17 protein-coding genes, 1 tRNA gene and 1 pseudogene are annotated in these 15,658 nt (G+C 61.6%); 10 read left to right on the forward strand and 9 right to left on the reverse strand.

Translation table 11 applies throughout. The features are described 5' to 3' along the window. Nucleotides 1-5 precede the first annotated feature (5 nt). The 3 genes from ACZYTC_RS08595 to pdxR form a co-directional block, all read right to left on the reverse strand. Nucleotides 6-1,094: a PLP-dependent cysteine synthase family protein gene (locus ACZYTC_RS08595; protein WP_488989332.1), complete on the reverse strand. Its 1,089-nt coding sequence runs from the start codon at nt 1,092-1,094 to the stop codon at nt 6-8. Nucleotides 1,095-1,196: 102 nt separating this feature from the next. Further along, complete coding sequence (locus ACZYTC_RS08600) at nt 1,197-1,925, reverse strand: class I SAM-dependent methyltransferase (RefSeq protein WP_434956487.1); 729 nt, start codon at nt 1,923-1,925, stop codon at nt 1,197-1,199. A gap of 78 nt (nt 1,926-2,003) precedes the next feature. Continuing rightward, nucleotides 2,004-3,464 (reverse strand): MocR-like pyridoxine biosynthesis transcription factor PdxR, encoded by a 1,461-nt coding sequence (gene pdxR, locus ACZYTC_RS08605; RefSeq protein WP_488989333.1) that lies wholly within the window; start codon nt 3,462-3,464, stop codon nt 2,004-2,006. Nucleotides 3,465-3,563: 99 nt separating this feature from the next. Between pdxR and ACZYTC_RS08610 the strand changes: the two genes are divergently transcribed. From ACZYTC_RS08610 to ACZYTC_RS08620, 3 genes are all read left to right on the forward strand, one after another. Then, nucleotides 3,564-4,196, forward strand: coding sequence for an FMN-binding negative transcriptional regulator (locus tag ACZYTC_RS08610; RefSeq protein ID WP_434956485.1), 633 nt, complete (start codon nt 3,564-3,566; stop codon nt 4,194-4,196). A gap of 50 nt (nt 4,197-4,246) precedes the next feature. Then, entirely contained in the window at nt 4,247-5,077 is an 831-nt protein-coding gene (locus ACZYTC_RS08615; RefSeq protein WP_488989334.1) for a YggS family pyridoxal phosphate-dependent enzyme, read from the forward strand. 145 nt (nt 5,078-5,222) lie between these two features. After that, a complete protein-coding gene (locus tag ACZYTC_RS08620; protein ID WP_434956483.1) occupies nt 5,223-5,546 on the forward strand; it encodes a hypothetical protein in 324 nt (107 codons plus the stop codon). 208 nt (nt 5,547-5,754) lie between these two features. On the opposite strand, the gene ACZYTC_RS08625 is transcribed toward ACZYTC_RS08620, so the two are convergent. The 4 genes and pseudogenes from ACZYTC_RS08625 to ACZYTC_RS08640 all read right to left on the reverse strand — a co-directional run bounded on the left by ACZYTC_RS08625 (nt 5,755) and on the right by ACZYTC_RS08640 (nt 7,940). Beyond that, the gene (locus ACZYTC_RS08625; RefSeq protein ID WP_434956482.1) at nt 5,755-5,955 is read right to left on the reverse strand and encodes a hypothetical protein; all 201 of its coding nucleotides are present in this window, start codon (nt 5,953-5,955) and stop codon (nt 5,755-5,757) included. Nucleotides 5,956-6,372: 417 nt separating this feature from the next. Next, nucleotides 6,373-6,582 (reverse strand): annotated as a pseudogene (locus tag ACZYTC_RS08630) (transposase); the annotation flags it as partial. Nucleotides 6,583-6,594: 12 nt separating this feature from the next. Further along, nucleotides 6,595-6,927: an Imm53 family immunity protein gene (locus tag ACZYTC_RS08635; protein ID WP_488989335.1), complete on the reverse strand. Its 333-nt coding sequence runs from the start codon at nt 6,925-6,927 to the stop codon at nt 6,595-6,597. 173 nt (nt 6,928-7,100) lie between these two features. Next, nucleotides 7,101-7,940, reverse strand: a complete 840-nt coding sequence (locus tag ACZYTC_RS08640; protein ID WP_434956480.1) for an oxidoreductase — start codon at nt 7,938-7,940, stop codon at nt 7,101-7,103. Between the two features lie 112 nt (nt 7,941-8,052). On the opposite strand from ACZYTC_RS08640, the gene ACZYTC_RS08645 reads away from it, so the two are divergent. From ACZYTC_RS08645 to ACZYTC_RS08660, 4 genes are all read left to right on the forward strand, one after another. After that, nucleotides 8,053-8,694, forward strand: coding sequence for a TetR/AcrR family transcriptional regulator (locus tag ACZYTC_RS08645; RefSeq protein ID WP_488989336.1), 642 nt, complete (start codon nt 8,053-8,055; stop codon nt 8,692-8,694). Between the two features lie 114 nt (nt 8,695-8,808). Further along, on the forward strand, nt 8,809-9,396 hold the full coding sequence (locus ACZYTC_RS08650; RefSeq protein WP_488989337.1) for a TetR/AcrR family transcriptional regulator: 588 nt from the start codon (nt 8,809-8,811) through the stop codon (nt 9,394-9,396). Nucleotides 9,397-9,495: 99 nt separating this feature from the next. Continuing rightward, nucleotides 9,496-9,993, forward strand: a complete 498-nt coding sequence (locus ACZYTC_RS08655) for a hypothetical protein (RefSeq protein ID WP_434956477.1) — start codon at nt 9,496-9,498, stop codon at nt 9,991-9,993. A 787-nt stretch (nt 9,994-10,780) separates the two neighbouring features. Then, nucleotides 10,781-11,221 (forward strand): lipid-binding SYLF domain-containing protein, encoded by a 441-nt coding sequence (locus tag ACZYTC_RS08660; RefSeq protein ID WP_434956476.1) that lies wholly within the window; start codon nt 10,781-10,783, stop codon nt 11,219-11,221. 66 nt (nt 11,222-11,287) lie between these two features. Here ACZYTC_RS08660 and ACZYTC_RS08665 read toward each other — a convergent pair. After that, nucleotides 11,288-11,377: transfer RNA gene (locus ACZYTC_RS08665), tRNA-Ser, on the reverse strand. Nucleotides 11,378-11,481: 104 nt separating this feature from the next. Further along, nucleotides 11,482-11,775, reverse strand: coding sequence for a PqqD family protein (locus ACZYTC_RS08670; RefSeq protein WP_488989338.1), 294 nt, complete (start codon nt 11,773-11,775; stop codon nt 11,482-11,484). Nucleotides 11,776-11,969: 194 nt separating this feature from the next. Between ACZYTC_RS08670 and ACZYTC_RS08675 the strand changes: the two genes are divergently transcribed. The 3 genes from ACZYTC_RS08675 to ACZYTC_RS08685 all read left to right on the forward strand — a co-directional run bounded on the left by ACZYTC_RS08675 (nt 11,970) and on the right by ACZYTC_RS08685 (nt 15,658). Further along, entirely contained in the window at nt 11,970-13,061 is a 1,092-nt protein-coding gene (locus ACZYTC_RS08675) for a sugar ABC transporter substrate-binding protein (RefSeq protein WP_488989339.1), read from the forward strand. Nucleotides 13,062-13,184: 123 nt separating this feature from the next. Further along, nucleotides 13,185-14,144 carry an ABC transporter permease gene (locus ACZYTC_RS08680; protein WP_434956473.1) on the forward strand — a complete coding sequence of 320 codons (960 nt, stop codon included), beginning with the start codon at nt 13,185-13,187 and terminating at the stop codon, nt 14,142-14,144. Between the two features lie 11 nt (nt 14,145-14,155). Next, complete coding sequence (locus tag ACZYTC_RS08685) at nt 14,156-15,658, forward strand: sugar ABC transporter ATP-binding protein (protein ID WP_488989340.1); 1,503 nt, start codon at nt 14,156-14,158, stop codon at nt 15,656-15,658.

Here is a 15,658-nt window from a genome sequence, read left to right on the forward strand (position 1 = left end):
CGAGCTTATTCGGGCGGAAACTGGTAGCCCGGCGTCGACTTCGACAGCGCGATCTCCTCGGCGTCCATCTCCGCCTCGATGCCATCGAACAAAGGCGTGGTCATATAGCGCTCACCCGTATCCGGCAGCATGCATAGGATGACGGAGCCGGCAGGCGCCGTCTCGGCGATCTGACGGGCAACCGCGAAGGTGGCGCCAGCCGAAATACCGACAAAGATGCCTTCCTTCTGGGCCAAAGCCTTGGCCCATTTCACACCCTCGGCACCGGCTATGGGAACGAGTTCGTCGTAGAGATTATTGTCGATCGCTTCCTGCAGCACCTTGGGAATGAAGTCCGGCGTCCAGCCCTGGATCGGATGCGGTTCAAAGGCCGAATGGCCGACAGCCGGCGAGCCATCCGCCGTCCGCTCCTGTTTCTGGCCACTGCCGACCAACTGGGCATTGGCGGGTTCGCACAGCACGATACGGGTGTCGGGGCGTTCGCGGCGCAGGACCCGTCCAACACCAACCGCCGTGCCACCCGTTCCGTAGCCGGTGACGAAGACGTCGAGCCGCTTGCCGGCGAAATCATTGATGATTTCGCGCGCGGTGGTCGCCTCGTGAATGGCGGCATTGGCCTCGGTTTCGAACTGATGGGCCAGGAACCAGCCATTCGCCTCGGCCAGTTCCACCGCCTTGCAATACATGCCGAAACCCTTCTGGGCGCGCGGCGTCAGCACCACCTTGGCGCCGAGCATGCGCATGAGCTTGCGGCGCTCGATCGAGAAACTGTCCGCCATGGTGACGACCAGCGGATAGCCTTTCTGCGCACACACCATGGCAAGGCCGATGCCGGTATTGCCGCTGGTCGCCTCGACCACGGTCATGCCCGGCTTGAGCGCGCCGGTGCGTTCGCCATGCTCGATGATGCTGAGCGCCAGCCTGTCCTTCACCGAGGCGGCCGGGTTGAAGAACTCCGCCTTGACGTAGATCGTGGCATTGGCGGGAGCGAGGTTGTTGATCTTGATGACGGGTGTATCGCCCACCGTCTCCAGGATGCTCTCGAAAAGGCGGCCGCGGCCGGATGTCGTTCTGGATTCGGGCTGTCGTGTCATCTCACCTGCTCCTTGGCTTTCGGTTCGTCGCTTTTTGCAACCGCGTGATAGCATCGAGGCGTGAGCCGCTCGTGAAGAGGTCGAGCAAGGTTTGGAACCTGCTCAGCGCCAGGCGGATATGATCACCATCATCGGCCGATCCCGCTCTTCCGCAAGCGCGGAGTGCTGCGCCAGTTGTTCTTCCGTCGGGCTCCATTCCTCCACGCGCCTGATCACGAAGCCGACATCGATCAAGCTGTTCAGGGTCGTACCCAGGGTCCGATGGTATTTAACGACGCCCTTGGCCAGCCAGTCGGTGGTGCGCTCGCCCTCCACGGAATAGCGATCGACAGGCCAAATCCTCCGCCCCTCCTTGTCGTTCTGCCAACCCGGATTGCTCGGAGCCATATAGATCGGGTGCTCAATGGAGAAGACGAAGCCGGAGCCCGGCCGCAAGCTGTCATGAACAACCCTGGCCAGGCGCTCGAAATCAGCGACATAGTGGAAAGCGAGCGAGCTATAGGCGAAATCGAAACCGGCCGTCGGCAGTTCGAGCGTTTCGAGATCGGCAATCCGATAGTCCGCCTTGGAACTCGTCGTCATGTCCCGGGCCCGTGCGAGCATTTTCTCGGACAGGTCGAAGCCAAGCGTGCTTGCTGCCCCATGTTCCACAGCCCATCGGCTGAACCAGCCGAACCCGCAGCCGAGATCGAGCACGCGCTTGCCGCCGAGATCGGGAATCAAGGCCCGAATGTCCGGCCATTCCGGGGCTCCTTCCAAACCGTGGACCGAGCGAGGCAATTGGCTGTAGCCGTCGAAAAACGCCGGGCGGTCGTAAATATTCTGCGCCATCGAAATCTCTTCCTTCAATATTCCAATGAGATGCCGCTGCTCCATTCCGATTGGGAAAGGGGCGGAGGCGGGGCAGATTCAACCGCCACTCTCGACCTCGGCCACGCAATCGGCCAGCAACTCGACGCCCCGCTTGATCTGGCGCATATCCAGGCTGCCATAGCCCATCACCAGGCCGGCCCGATCCGGTTTCGTCGAGCTGCCCGCGGCATAGAGCGGCGACAGAGGATGGAGACCTAGCCCGGCCTGGGTGGCTTTCCGGATCAGTTCCGTCTCCAGCGCCGCCGGAATATGACGGAACCATGCGATGATGTGAAGGCCCGCCTTTGCTCCCCCGACGGCGAGCCTGTCGCCGAAACGATATCGCAATCCCTCGAGCAGGGTATTGCGGCGCTCGGCCATGCGCCGGCGAATGCGGCGGATATGACGTTCATAGGCGCCGTTTTCCAGGAGAGTGGCGAGAGCCTCCTGCTCCAAGGCCGGGCTGTGCCTGTCCATGATCTGCTTGGCGCGCGTGAAAATGGCGGCCAGATTGGAAGGGACCACCAGATAGCCGATCCGCAAGGTGGGCGACAGGGTCTTCGAAACCGTGCCGAGATAGAGAACGTTCTGGCCATTGCCCAGGCCGTACAGCGGCGGCACAGGATTGATATCATAGCGATATTCGCTGTCGTAATCGTCCTCGATCAGATAGGCCTCGCGTGTCCCGGCCCATGCGAGCAGGCGGTGACGCCTTGCTATCGACAGTACGCTGCCGAGAGGAAATTGATGGGAAGGCGTGACATAGGCGAGCCGCGCCTCGACGTGGGCAAGCCGCGACGTGTCCAGCCCATCCTGATCGGCCGCAACCGGTGTGACCTTGCCGCCGGCCGCGGCAAAAATATCCCTCGCCATCGGATAGCAAGGGTTCTCGACGACCACGCCTTGGCCGGGGTCGAGCAGCAGGCGGGCACAAAGATCCAATCCCTGCTGGGAACCGTTGACGATGATGATTTGCTCGGCTTCGCAGCGCAGCGTGCGTGCCCGCCAGAGATAACCCTGGAGGGCACGCCGAAGCCGATGAGAACCAGCCGGGTGGCCATAGGAAAGGCGATCCTGCCTCTGCGCCAGCACGCCCAGAATGGCGCGCCGCCAGATCGGCGTGGGAAAGTCCGACGCAGCAAGATCGCCATAACGAAAATCGATGCCCGGCCTTACCGCGGGCGCGAGGGAGACCGGCTGAAGGGCGAGGCGCTCGCCATAGCACGAAAGGGGCAGGGGAGCCGGACCCGTCAGCAGGGGCGACGCCGGCGGCGTGCGGTCGAGAACCGCGGCCACCTTCGGCCTGGCGCCCTGCCGGCTGTGGATGAAACCTTCCGCCGACAACTGCTCATAGGCCGAGGTGACGGTCGCTCGCGCCACACCGAGTTCGGATGCCAGGGCGCGCGAGGAGGGCAAGGCGCCATCATCCCCATAAGCCCCTGCCAGGATCTGGGCCCGAAGCACCTCATAGATCTGCCTGGCCCCGGGACCTTGCGTCCACCCGTTCCGCGTCATCATAACTGGCCTAGCTAAAATTATCCAAACTGGACGTTCTTGTTAAGCCAGTTTGGCCCTATCCTGACAGGAAACCAAGTCGAGTTTTCACGAGCCCTCACAATGTATGTTCCGCCCGCCTTCCGCGAAGACGATCCTGCCATCCTCCATCGCCTGATGCGGGATACGCGCCTGAGTACCCTGGTGACCGCAACGGCAGCCGGCCCGATCGGCACGCCCTTGCCTCTGTTCTTCGACCCCGCCGAGGGAGAGCATGGCACCCTCTATGGCCATCTAGCTCGGGCCAATCCGCACTGGCAGGCCGAGCCGATCGGCGACGCCATGGCTATCTTCATGGGCGCGGACGCCTATGTCTCGCCCAACTGGTATGCCGCCAAGCAGGAGCACCACAAGGTCGTACCAACCTGGAATTACGAAGCGATCCATGCCTATGGGCCGGTCGAGTTCTTCGATGATCCCCGGCGCCTGCTCGAGGCCGTCACCCGCATCACCAACCTGCATGAGGGGACGATGTCCAAGCCCTGGCAGGTCAGCGATGCGCCACCGGCATTCGTGGAAGCGCAGTTGCGTGGCATCGTCGGCGTGCGCCTGACGGTCCGGCGCCTGGAAGGCAAGCGCAAGCTGAGCCAGAACCGGCCGGCTGCCGATCGCGCCGGTGTCGCGCGCGCACTCGCCGACAGCCCCAATCCCGCTGATCGCCGGATCGCCTCGCTCATTCCCCTCGATCCCACCTGAACGGTGCCTCGATATGAGACTGGGCGCTCCTATGGATGAACGGCACCGCCATGAATGAACAATATCTGGAAACTGCCGCCGATCGCGAGCGGGTTGTCGACACCGCCGAGACGGCTGGCCTCGACGAAAAGGACATCGCCCGCTTCGGGCCCGATCCAAAGGCGAGCTTTGCCGCCAATCTCGCCGACGTGGAACGCAGGATCGCAGCGGCCAGCCTGCGCGCCGGCCGGGAACCGGCCGCGGTGCGGCTTCTTCCCATCACCAAGACCGTGCCTGCTCCGGTTCTACGGCTCGCCTTCGCAGCAGGAATCCACGACTTCGGCGAGAACAAGATCCAGGAGGCACAGAGCAAGCGCGACGCCCTCGCCGACTTGCCGATCGCCTGGAGCATCGTGGGGCATCTGCAGACCAACAAGGTGAAATATCTCGCCCGCTTCGCCCGGGAGTTTCACGCTCTGGACAGCCTGAGGGTCGCCGAGATGCTGGACAGGCGCCTGACCATCGAGGATCGCTTCCTCGACGTCTACGTCCAGGTCAACACGTCGGGAGAGGACAGCAAGTTCGGCCTGCATCCCGACGCCCTGTTCGATTTCGTCGATCGGCTCGGCGACTTTCCGCGCTTGCGCCCCCGTGGGCTGATGACATTGGCTCTTTTCAGCGACGACATGGCGCGCGTGCGCCCCTGTTTTCGTCTGCTGCGTACCCTGCGCGATCGGGCAGTGAAGCGCAATGCGGCCTTGACCGAACTCTCGATGGGCATGTCGGGGGATTTTGAAGCTGCGATCGAGGAGGGGGCAGACGTGGTTCGCGTCGGTCAGGCCATCTTCGGCAAGCGCCCGACACCGGATGGGCATTATTGGCCCGGCTTTGCCCCGGGTTAGAGACGGGTCTGAAGCCAAAACGGCATGACCGGGAGGCGCCGGTCCACGTGGCCTCCTGAGGATTTGCGCGGCCAATGGCAAGGGAAGCAACCGAATCTACACTGTTTGGGCCGTGAATCCGTCTACCTCAAGACGGAGTTCGAACATGCCTGCAGCGCTCGCCATTGCCCAAACCTATTCGGGCCCCTTTGCTGAAGAATTGGCCAGGCTCCAGAAAACTAACCCGGTTGCCGACCCCAAACGCTGGGAACAGGCCAAGCATGATGCGATGGAATTCCTGACCGATTGGGGCGACCAGGTGGCCGAACTCGGCTGGAGCGCCAGCGATCTGTTCGGCCTGCATCCGACCGCGCCGCTTGCGCGTTATGACGCGATGGGGCTGATCTGGTTGCTGCAGGGGCAGGCCGTGGGCGAAATCACCGAGCAAAGTGCCCGCATCGGTGAGACGACTTTCTACAGGGTGGTATGATAGAACCAAATTCGCGGATATGCCGTAGAGGCATCTCGGAATCACGCTGAAGTCACAGGCGGTCGACACACTCGCGCCAGTCAACGGCCACTACCGTAGGAGAGGTCGGCTGACGATAGTACCCCAATAGAACTCGCCCGGCGCATGGAGCGTCGGGCTTTTTTGTGTCAGGAAGCTTAGCGGGTGTGCGTGCTGCATCCCGGATCATTCATGCGCCGGATCGGTTCAACCCGCATAGCGGCGCCGAGGGCGGACTATCACCAGCGATGATGCCGGCCACCATGCCTGCGCCATCCGTCATGCCCGTGCCTTCCGCCATGTCGGCGCCAGCCTTCATGACGACCACGACCCCAGCCGCGATGCAGGCCATTGTCGTGGTGCCGGCGCCAGCCATGCTTGCCCCAGCCATGCCAGCCGATCTGGTCGACTTGTGTTGCGGCGGGAGTACCCAAATGAATCGGAGCAAGGGCTGACGACGGAGCAACGCTGGCAGACAGCGCGCCGACGGCAATGAGAGTCGCGAGAAGAATTTTTTTCATGCAAAATCTCCAGTCGGATTTGACAGGTCTTATATTCCGTTACGTCATATGAATGAATGCTGAATGGTTTCATTATTCGAAACAGATTTTCTCGGATCGTCGGACGGGCGAGGGGGAGGATAGACCCGAAGATGTCTGTAGATTTCCGTCCGGGAGACACGTTACGCCCGAACCAGGCGACGTGTCCATCAGGCCGGATCAACCCCGCGCTTACGGATCCAATCCGCAAGTGCGAGAGCCTTCAACATGTTGATTCACGCGCCGTTTTCCCCCGCCATGTGCAATGCCCCTGCTGTGCGGCATCGGATGAAGCGGTTGTTGCAGGTGGTTCGGGGGCTGTAACGATCCGGCAAGTCACACCATGCCGCACCGGACCCAATGCCCAAAAGAAACCGCTCAGCACACGCCTGCCGTCAACGCGCGGCCCCTTAGCGGCCCTTGGTCAACAGCAGCTCGATCAAGCGCCATTCAAAGTCGGTAAGGTCATGTCGGCTCATCCCGAGTGTGAATCAGAATTTGCTGCAACATGGAAGAGCCTGTCCGCAGCTAATTGATGTTCGTTGCCCAGTCTCGGAATGTCTCGAGGAGCGACCGAAGGTGGAGGGGCCGCCAGTGCCGTGAAACACGTTGCCCTCCGTCCAGCACGTCCACCAATCGGTTTCATGCTCATAGTTGTGCGCGATCCGATCAAGCGTCCGGCCGTCGCAGTCCGTGCCTGCAAGGTTGATCTCCAGCGACCAGCCCGGATTATCAAGGGTGCTGATCGAGGGGCCGAACCCGTGCTCCCAATCTCCGTCACACTGGGCTTCATACCAGCGGGCAAACCAATCCAGAACGTCCATCCGGCTACACTATCCGAAATCCGAATCGTACCGGAGTAGAAAGAACGGACCGCTCTCACAAACTCGCCGTCCCCAAATTTATGGGTTCACGGCCTGGTATCTGGCAGGAAAGCAGGCTGGCGCCGAGCGGGGTGAAATTCCCCGCCGGCCCAACAACAGAATCTCCAGTCAACTTACTGGGCGAAATCCGTCGAGCGGGAGACCTCCTCCCAGACAGCCATCTCCGTCTTCATCGTTTCGATCTTGTCCTGGACGAGCTTGAGTGCGTCGCCCCCGAGATAGAGCCGCACCGGCGGATTCTTGGCCGAGACCAGCTTGAGGAGTGCCTGCGCCGCCTTGGCGGGATCACCGGGCTGGTTGCCGTTTTTTGCCTGCCGGGCGGCACGGATCGGATCCATGACCGCGTCGTAGTCGGCCAGGCTGCGCTCGGCACGCACCATCGAACGTCCGGCCCAGTCGGTCCGGAACTGCCCCGGTGCCAACGCCGTCACATGGATGCCAAGCGGCTTCACTTCCTTGCCGAGAGCTTCTGAAATGCCTTCGAGAGCAAACTTGCTGCCGCAGTAATAGGTGATGCCCGGCATGGTGATGAAACCGCCCATTGAGGTGACGTTGACGATGTGGCCGGAGCGCCGCGCGCGCATGCCCGGCAGCACCGCCTTGATCATCGCGACTGCACCGAACACGTTGGCATCGAACTGGCGGCGCATGTCGTCCAGAGACGATTCCTCCAGGATGCCCTCGTGGCCGTAGCCGGCGTTGTTGACGAGAACATCGATAGGGCCGACCTCGCTCTCCGCCTGGGCGATAGCGTTCGGAACGGCCTCAAAATTCGTCACATCGAGAAGCACGGCATGCGAGCGGCCAGGTGCGAGTGCCTCGAACGCGCCTGCCGCGTCCGCATTGCGAACCGTGCCGATCACACGGTGTCCCGCCGAGAGCGCGCCTTCGGCAAAGGCCTTGCCCAGTCCCGAACTGACGCCGGTAATCATGAAGGTCTTGATGATGCTCATGCCAACTCCTTTCGCGGCGTGCCGTTCGACTCGCCTACTTATATCGTGACCTTAATTATATATCATGATATAAATTTTCAAGAGACATGGAAAACAAGGAACTGAATCGACCATGGCGGAAACAAAACGGCAGCCTCTAAGGGAAAGAAACCGGCAGCTTGCCCGCGAGGTCGTGCTCGACGCGGCCGAGCGCCTGCTCGAGAGAGGAGAGACAGCGGACTTTTCGATGCGGGCTCTGGCGGAGGAGGCTGGCGTCGGTTTCGCCACGCCGTTCAATCACTTCGGCAGCAAGAATTCGATCATGCAAGCGCTTTCGGCTCGCCTGATCCAGCGGATGGCGGCGCAGTTTCGCGATGAAGCCCCCGGCGGCGATGCGATCGACCATGTGTTGACGATGGGACGGATCAGCGTCGCGCTCTTGCTGGAAAAGCCGGATGTCCACAAGGCGGTGGTGGGATCACTTGGCATCGCCAATTCCGAGCCCGGTCCGGTCCGGCAAAACTCGCGGGAGCTCTGGTCGTTGGCATTGGGGGACTTCGCCGGCGTGGCAGTTGAGCTGAAGGGGATCGCCCAGGCGATGCTCGCGGACCAGCTTGCCTTCAGCTTCCGGGGCTGCGTCTCGTTCTGGATCGCGGGAGAACTTCAGGACGAGGATCTCGATGCCGCTTTCCGGACAGGTGCCTCCACGCTCCTTCTCGGCTTTGCCGACCCGGCGCGCCGCATCGACCTAATCGAGCAGATCAAACGTCTCTAGCGCCCCATGGAAGCAGGTATTTCTTCCTCGCCGGCCCGTTGAATTCGCGCCGGCCCCGTTGCGGCCCGGCCTGGGGGACTTGACGACCATCCTACCAGAAGGTAGATAGGTCTCATGAGCAATTTGTCGACCACCTCTGACGAGATCCTGGCATGCGCACGGTCACTGATCGTCGCTGGTGGCTACAACGGTTTCAGCTATGCCGATATCGCGGTCGTGGTCGGGATTCGCAAGGCAAGCATCCACCACCATTTCCCAAGCAAGGTCGATTTGGTCCGAACGCTGGTTGCTCGCTATCGGCAAGAAGCCGACACGGGGATGGCAAATCTCGAAACTCACGCATCCGATCCGCTCGAACAGCTTCGCTCCTACACCGGCTATTGGGAAGCCTGCATCGCGGACGCCAGCGCTCCGTTCTGTGTCTGTGCGCTGCTGGCAAGCCAACTCCCGGTCCTGCCCGAGGAAGTTGGCCTGGAGGTCCGGGCGCATTTCCGTTCCCTCTCCAATTGGCTGGAATCCGTGCTGGAGCGCGGCGCGCGGCAGGGCCAACTGCGGCTAACGAGTACCCCTCGTGCCGAGGCCGAAATATTCATGGCAACGGTTCACGGCGCGATGCTCTCGGCGCGGGCCTATGGAGATCCGAAGATATTTGGTGTCGTGACAGGCCCGCTCCTCGAGCGTCTCGCCTCGCGGGCGGGCTGAGCGCCCTCCCGCAATCTGGATCAGATCCTTGAGCCTGCAGGGTTTGTCGAAACTACCTACTAGTTGGAAGTTAGTATTTGAATTTCAAAGGAGACTGAAATGTTTGGAATTTCTCCCATTGGCTGGGTCCATACGCTCGGCAGCTTGCCCGCCATTCCACTGGCCCTGTACATGTTCGTTCGCTACGGACGAATCGTGCCCAGGTCGACAGCCGGCATCGTTTATTTCGTCTCGATGCTGATCGGCGCGGCAACGGCATTCCTCGTCGCACATCAGCCGGTGAGCTACATCATCGGTGCGACAACCATCATATTGCTGGTCGCGGGTTATGGCGTTGGGCGACTTCAATGGTTGGGACGTGCCGGGAGATTGATCGAGACGGTCTGCCTGAGCCTGACCGTATTCCTGTTGATGGTGCCAACCGTTACCGAGACCCTGCGTCGTGTTCCAGACGGCCATCCTTTCGTCACCGACTTGAAATCACCACTCCTCCTTGGGGCCCAGGCCAGCCTGCTCGTCATTCTCGTCATCGGCCTGACAGCCCAGATCATCTATCTCAGCAGGCAGGGGAAGATTGCGGCGGGGCAGCATTATTGACATGGCTGATATCGCAGGGGTGCAACCCAGCAGAACGCTGTGGCGACCCTATCGTCAAATCAACGGGTGGGCGGGCAAGATAGAGGCGGGGTGTTTCATCGGTGCGCCCATTAACCATCATTCCACAGCGTCCATCATACCGCGATTGGCAATATCATTTTTCAGACACCGTTCATTTTTGTCTCGCTAATTATGCCCGCATAGCTGGGGCGGCTTTTCCAGGAGACCATTATGAAGAAGCTTATTTGCGCCGTCGTCCTTTCCATTGCGGCACTTGGCGGGACAAGTCTTGCTGCTTCGGCTGCCCCTCGGCATGATTGGCGGCATCCGGGTTTTGATCGCCACCATCATCGTCCCGTCTGCAAGGTCGTGAAGACGAAGACCTTCAAGCATGGCCGGCCGGTATGGGCGACGCGGCGCGTCTGTCGATAGGGGCACCTGCGAACGCCTCAGACGCAAAAACCCCTCCGGTCTGCAGGCCAGAGGGGTAAACGCGCCACCGCAACTCTAGGTCGAATGGGAAAACAGGAGGCCCGGCTTAGGGCTGGGGGGCTGTCTGATTAAAGACCCGGGCCTCCAAGCTTCCATTTCCAAAGAAGCATCCTGATCGTACGGACCCGCTCGCCTCCCAACAATCCATACCTTGGTATGGCGCCGGCCCGTTCACAGCCGGGACGAGGTCGCATGCCTGGAACTAACGACGGGCCAGAGTGTTTAGCTGTAGCTTTGACGCGACGCTAACGTGCCCTTCTGGCCGGGCAACCGGCGATCTTGAGAGACTTGCATCATGAATATTTCGTCCAGATTTCGTACGATCGTGGCAGCGGCTGTGGCAACGGCAGGAGTCGGCCTCGCCGGCTCCGCCCATGCCGACAGCGGTACGATCCGCTTTTACGTCTACAAGGCTGCCTTCTTCGTGGGTGGCTCTGGAGGCGAGGGTACGTTGACCTTCCATGGTCGGCGCTATCCCATCTCCGTCGGCGGCATCTCGGGCGGCCTCGCTTTCGGAGCTTCCAAGACCTATTTCCAAGGCAGAGTGCGCAATATTCAGCGCGTCCGGGACGCGACGGGGGTCTACGGCGCGGCAGGCGGCGGCGGTGCGATCGGCAAAGGTGCCCAGGTGATCGTCATGACCAACGGCAAGGGCGCCCGACTTGAACTGTCGGGGAGACAGGTGGGCCTCCAGGTCAACGCCGATATCACCGGTCTCGCCATCACGGTGAAGTAAGAGCCGTTGTGTCGGCGGTCGGCCACGGCCGCCGGCACTGGAATATCAAACCATAGACAAGAGAACTGGCGGAAGGGGTGGGATTCGAACCCACGGTAGACTTGCGCCTACGACGGTTTTCAAGACCGTTGCCTTAAACCACTCGGCCACCCTTCCGCATATTCGCGCCGCTGCAATGAGGTCGCGTGCGAATATGCGCGGTCTAGCAGAGTAGGGGGCTTCGTCAAGGTCTTCTGCGCCGAGAAAGCCGCTTTGATCACTCACGTCGCCGGTGAGGGATGCGCAACCGGCGTGATCAGCCCCTGCGCCACCAGGGCTTTCAAACAGCCATCGACATCGTCGCCAGGGGCGTGTTCCAAGCCGAAAACGACCTGCAGCGATTGCGCGATCGAGGCGCTCGTGGCTTCGCCGTCGCACAGTTCGAACACCGCCGCGGCGGTCAGATTGAGATAGTGCACTTCCTCGCGTCGGGGATCGTAGACGACATAGCCGTCGGGCACCTCGTTGCAGGCCATGTCCGAAGCGCGGCGATAGGTCGTGACGGCTCTATTCATGGCAAGTCCCGGCGGTTGTTCGGCGGTACCCTATCCCAATTCCAGCGAAATCCGATAGACGGGCCTTTGCATCGTCCAGGGAAGAAACACACTTGACTCACTTAAATTCATCAATTTAATTAAAGAAAGGCGGAATGAACCATAAGCATGAAAAGCCGCCTCTCGAACAACGAGATCCGAGGAGGAACTGTCCGATGGCTTCTGGCCATGATTTCATTGAGGCGGCCTTGATCGAACGCCGCCGCTTCCTGATCGGTTCGGCCCTTGCGGCCGGATCGCTGTTGCTGCCTGCCGGGGCGAGGCGTGCATTCGCGGCGTCCGACCTTCAGTTCGCCAGCTCGATCCGTTCGCTGTCGAATGCCTTTCATGTCGCCTGGGACAAGGGGTCGAAAGCCTATGCGGATACGGTGAGTGCGCCCTATGCGGCCCTGGTGACGGAAGGCAACAGCGAAAAGGGAATAGCCGACATCAAGGCCATGCTGGCCAAGGTCGGCAACAAGCTGGTGCTTGGTGTCGATCCCAACGATGTTCCCGATGCCAGACCGATCGTGGAGGCCGTCGCCAAGGCTGGAGGCCATGTCGTAACAGTTTGGAACAAGCCGGACGACCTTCACCCCTGGGATTTCGGTGATAACTATGTCGCCCACATGTCGTTCAATGGCGTGCCGGCCGGTGAGCAGACAGCCAAGGCCCTGTTCGACAGTTTCGGCGGCGAGGGCGGCATCGTCGCTCTTGGCGGCATTGCCTCCAACGCGCCGGCCATTCAGCGCAAGCAGGGCCTGATGAATGCCATCAAGGCCAACGGCAAGGTGGAATTGCTCGATTTCCAGGATGCTGACTGGGACTCCACCAAGGCCAACAACGTGGTGGCCGCCTGGATCACGCGCTTTGGCGACAAGATCAAGGGCATATGGGCCGCCAATGACGGCATGGCGGTCGGCGCCCTTGAGGCGCTGCGCGCCGAAGGCCTTGCCGGCAAGGTTCTCGTCACCGGCATCGACGGCACCAAGGATGCGGTCACGGCAATCCGCAACAAGGAGATGGCCGCCACCGTCGACTGGAACCCCTATTGGATCGGCGGCATAGCTCTTTCCCTCGGCTATCATGCCGCCACCGGTGCGTTCTCTCCCTCCAAGGAGCCCAAGGACCATCGCGAATTCTACGGCACCGGCGTCCTGATCACGCAGGCCGATGTCGAGGCCTATTGGAAGACCAATATCGACGAAACCCCCAAGGTCGACTGGAACGACCTGTGGGGCAAGGTTACGGGCCAGATCACTTATTGAGATCTCGCCCGTCGGCGATGCGCGACAGGCAAGGCAAAGTCCCTCCCAACTTTTCCTCGCTAGTGTTCGCGCATCGCCCCTCTTGCAGGGGCAGAGCGGAACTCTCGAACAGAGACAGTCGAAATGGCGATTTCCAGACAATCCCTTGCGCGTGCCGCGCCTGTCCTCGTCCTGCTCGGCCTATGCCTCGGCATCTCGCTGCTGGATGCGCAGTTTCTCACGCTCGGCAATCTCATTCGGGTGACCGCATCGGCGGCAGCGCCCCTGACGCTCGCCCTGGGTGTGACCTTCATCATCCTGATGGGATCGATTGACCTGTCCATCGAGGGATCGATGGCTGTGACGGCCGCGACCCTTTGCGCCTTCGTGGCCAATTCCACCGGCACCGGTTTCAATCTCGGCCTGTTGGCACTGCCCTTGGCGCTCGCGACAGCGGCAGCCTTCGGCTGCATCCTCGGGGTCATCCATGTGGTGATGAAGGTGCCGTCCTTCATGGTCAGCCTCGGCATGGGCTTCGTCGGCACGGGCCTGGCCACGGTCCTGCTCGGCGGCGAGAGGGTGCAGATCCTCGACCCATCGATCCGCGCCTTGGCGCTCTTCCGTCTGGGTGGCATTCCCCTGGCCGTCTATATCGCCGCCGTCATGCTGCTCATCGCCTGGTATGTGCAGGATCATACGCGTCTTGGCCGCCATATCATGGCTTTGGGAGGTGGCGAGGACCTTGCCAGAGCTTCCGGCGTCAATGCAGGACGGGTTCGCATCCTGGCCTTCACCTTGGCCGGCGTCTTCTTCGGTGTCGGGGCCGTCCTGGCCTGCGCGCGGCTCGGGGCCGGCAGCGCCTTGATCGGCAGCGGCCAACTTTTCACGGCGGTCAGTGCCGTCGTGGTGGGCGGAACCGCGCTGACCGGCGGCAAGGGTGGGGTATTCAATACGCTTATCGGCGTCTTGATCGTGATGGTGCTCAACAATGGCATGATCATCATCGGCCTGCCGACCTTCGTGCAGCAGGGTGTGCTCGGCGTGGTGATCATCGGGGCAGTGCTCTTGAATACGCCCCTGCGCGCGCTCTCCGTGGTGAAGTGAGGGCCGAAGCCATGCTCGAACTTATCGGCATCACCAAGCGCTTCGGCAAGGTCGAGGCCCTCAAGAATGTCTCGATCACCGTGAAGGCCGGCGAGGTCGTCGGCCTGGTCGGCGAGAACGGGGCCGGCAAATCGACGCTGATGAAGGTGCTCAACGGCATCAACCAACCCGATGCGGGCGAGATCCGCATTCACGACAAGGTGACGGCGATCGCCGGCCCGAAGGATGCTGCTGCCCGGGGCATCGGCATGGTGTTCCAGGAGCAGTCCCTGATCACCAATTTATCAGTGGCGGAGAACATCTTCCTGGGCAACGAAACCCCGTTCGTCCGTTTCGGCCGCATCGACTGGCGACGCATGGCCGCAGCCGCCACACGCCAACTCGCCAAGGTCGGCCTGGACGTCGATCCCCTGACCGTCACCTCGGAACTCAGCTTCGTGCAGCGCCAGATGGTTGAGCTCGCCAAGGTGCTGACCTTGGAGGAGGCGGTTGAGGGAAGCCTGTGCATCCTGCTCGACGAGCCGACTTCCGTGCTGGAACAGGCGGAGATCGACATCCTTTTCAATGTCATCCGCAAGTTGAAGCAGCGGGCCGGCATCATCTTCGTCTCGCATCGGCTCGACGAGGTCATCGGCATTTCCGACCGGATCTATGTTCTCAAGGACGGCGTCACCGTCAGCCAGATGACCAAGGACGAGGCGAGCCCGGAACGCATTCACCACCTCATGGTCGGGCGCGCTGCCACGGGCTCCTACTACAAGGAGGAAGGACGGGCGCCGTTCCAGACGGAAATAGCCCTGCAGGCCAGGGGCCTGGCGCGTGCGCGGGCCTATGCCGACATCGATCTCGACCTTCATGTCGGGGAGGTCCTCGCCCTGGTCGGCACCGAGGGGGCCGGCAGCGAGGCCCTGATCCGCAGCCTGTTCGGACTGGAGAAGATCCATCTCGGCAGCGCCCATTATCGCGGACGCAATCTGCGTTTCGTCTCCCCCAGCCAGGCGGTGTCTCTGGGGCTCGGCTATGTCCCGCGCGAGCGCAAGTTCGAGGGCATCGTCGAGGAAATGTCGGTCGAGGAGAACATCAGCCTCGCTCATCTCAGGGGCATGAGCCGCTTCGGTATCTTGAAATTCGGCGAGATCGGCCGCGCAACGCGCAGCCTCATCGACCGCATGCGGATCAAGACGCCGAGCGGCGATACGCTTTGCGCCAATTTGTCGGGAGGCAATCAGCAGAAGGTCGTGCTGGCGAAATGGTACAATGCCGGTGCTCGCATCTTCCTGCTAGACCATCCCACACGCGGCCTCGATGTGGGCGCCAAGGAGGATGTCTACGGCCTGATCCGGGAGCTTTGCGCCAATGGCTGTTCGGTCATCCTGATCGGCGACACCCTGGAGGAGGCGCTCGGGCTCGCTCACACCATCATCGTGATGAAGGACGGGCGCCGGACGGCACACTTCGACACGATGGCGGTTCCGCCGCCTGAACCGCTCGACCTCATCCGGCACATGGTGTGA

Source organism: Labrys sp. F242, from assembly GCF_057813875.1.

Bases quoted from the DNA above. Each gene is read 5' to 3' on its own strand.
- ACZYTC_RS08670 (WP_488989338.1), bottom strand. From the start codon at position 11,775: ATGAATAGAGCCGTCACGACCTATCGCCGCGCTTCGGACATGGCCTGC.
- ACZYTC_RS08595 (WP_488989332.1), bottom strand. From the start codon at position 1,094: ATGACACGACAGCCCGAATCCAGAACGACATCCGGCCGCGGCCGCCTT.
- ACZYTC_RS08685 (WP_488989340.1), top strand. From the start codon at position 14,156: ATGCTCGAACTTATCGGCATCACCAAGCGCTTCGGCAAGGTCGAGGCC.
- ACZYTC_RS08680 (WP_434956473.1), top strand. From the start codon at position 13,185: ATGGCGATTTCCAGACAATCCCTTGCGCGTGCCGCGCCTGTCCTCGTC.
- ACZYTC_RS08675 (WP_488989339.1), top strand. From the start codon at position 11,970: ATGGCTTCTGGCCATGATTTCATTGAGGCGGCCTTGATCGAACGCCGC.
- ACZYTC_RS08645 (WP_488989336.1), top strand. From the start codon at position 8,053: ATGGCGGAAACAAAACGGCAGCCTCTAAGGGAAAGAAACCGGCAGCTT.
- ACZYTC_RS08635 (WP_488989335.1), bottom strand. From the start codon at position 6,927: ATGGACGTTCTGGATTGGTTTGCCCGCTGGTATGAAGCCCAGTGTGAC.
- ACZYTC_RS08610 (WP_434956485.1), top strand. From the start codon at position 3,564: ATGTATGTTCCGCCCGCCTTCCGCGAAGACGATCCTGCCATCCTCCAT.
- ACZYTC_RS08625 (WP_434956482.1), bottom strand. From the start codon at position 5,955: ATGGCTGGGGCAAGCATGGCTGGCGCCGGCACCACGACAATGGCCTGC.
- ACZYTC_RS08600 (WP_434956487.1), bottom strand. From the start codon at position 1,925: ATGGCGCAGAATATTTACGACCGCCCGGCGTTTTTCGACGGCTACAGC.
- ACZYTC_RS08660 (WP_434956476.1), top strand. From the start codon at position 10,781: ATGAATATTTCGTCCAGATTTCGTACGATCGTGGCAGCGGCTGTGGCA.
- ACZYTC_RS08655 (WP_434956477.1), top strand. From the start codon at position 9,496: ATGTTTGGAATTTCTCCCATTGGCTGGGTCCATACGCTCGGCAGCTTG.
- ACZYTC_RS08615 (WP_488989334.1), top strand. From the start codon at position 4,247: ATGAATGAACAATATCTGGAAACTGCCGCCGATCGCGAGCGGGTTGTC.
- ACZYTC_RS08650 (WP_488989337.1), top strand. From the start codon at position 8,809: ATGAGCAATTTGTCGACCACCTCTGACGAGATCCTGGCATGCGCACGG.
- ACZYTC_RS08620 (WP_434956483.1), top strand. From the start codon at position 5,223: ATGCCTGCAGCGCTCGCCATTGCCCAAACCTATTCGGGCCCCTTTGCT.
- ACZYTC_RS08640 (WP_434956480.1), bottom strand. From the start codon at position 7,940: ATGAGCATCATCAAGACCTTCATGATTACCGGCGTCAGTTCGGGACTG.
- pdxR (WP_488989333.1), bottom strand. From the start codon at position 3,464: ATGATGACGCGGAACGGGTGGACGCAAGGTCCCGGGGCCAGGCAGATC.